This window comes from Winogradskyella algicola (genome assembly GCF_005869935.1).
GTDB lineage: Bacteria > Bacteroidota > Bacteroidia > Flavobacteriales > Flavobacteriaceae > Winogradskyella > Winogradskyella algicola.
The window spans coordinates 1-766 of the sequence record NZ_SZQF01000025.1; the positions used below are offsets into that span (position 1 = coordinate 1).

General features: G+C 41.1%; 1 pseudogene. It reads right to left on the reverse strand.

Annotated features, from left to right (window positions below):
- A pseudogene (locus FC091_RS15265) lies at window positions 1–766 on the reverse strand (hypothetical protein); the annotation flags it as partial.

Consider the following 766-nt stretch of genomic DNA (forward strand, 5'->3'; position numbering starts at 1 on the left):
CAGCAGATACGCTGTTACCACATGCATCAGTAGCTGTCCAGGTTCTTGTTATGGTCTTAGTATTTCCACAGTCTGCTACTTCAACATCACTAAAAGTTACATTTGGAGTTGCACAATCGTCAGTTGCGGTTGCAGTGCCAGTACTAGCAGGTGAAGTATCGTCAGTACATTCTACTGAAGTATCGGCAGGAATTGTTAATACAGGGTCGACTGTATCAATAATAGAATAAGTAGCTGTAGTATTTGCCGTGTTACCACACTCATCAGTAGCAGTAAATGTTACAGTAATAGCTCCATTTGCACAATCTACGTCAGTATTAGCACCATAGTCATTAGACCATGTCACACTACCACAAGTATCATTAGCCGTTGCACCTGCATTATTAGCAAGCCATGCTTCTAATGTACCATCAGGTGTCACACCACATTGAATAACAATATTATCTGTATTTGTATTATCTATAGTCGGTGGAGTAGTATCAACCACTGTAATCGTTTGGTCAGCAGATACGCTGTTACCACACTCATCAGTTACGGTCCAAGTTCTAACAATAGTTTTTGTATTACCACAAGCAGCCGTCTCTACGTCTGACTCAGTAATGGTTACTGTACCACAAGTATCTGCACCAGTAGCAACACCAGTATTAGCAGAAGACTCATCTTCAGTACACTCTATAGTGACATCTGCAGGAACATTGATTGTAGGATCCGTAGTATCAACTACTGTGATTGTTTGATCAGCAGATACGCTGTTACCACACTCATC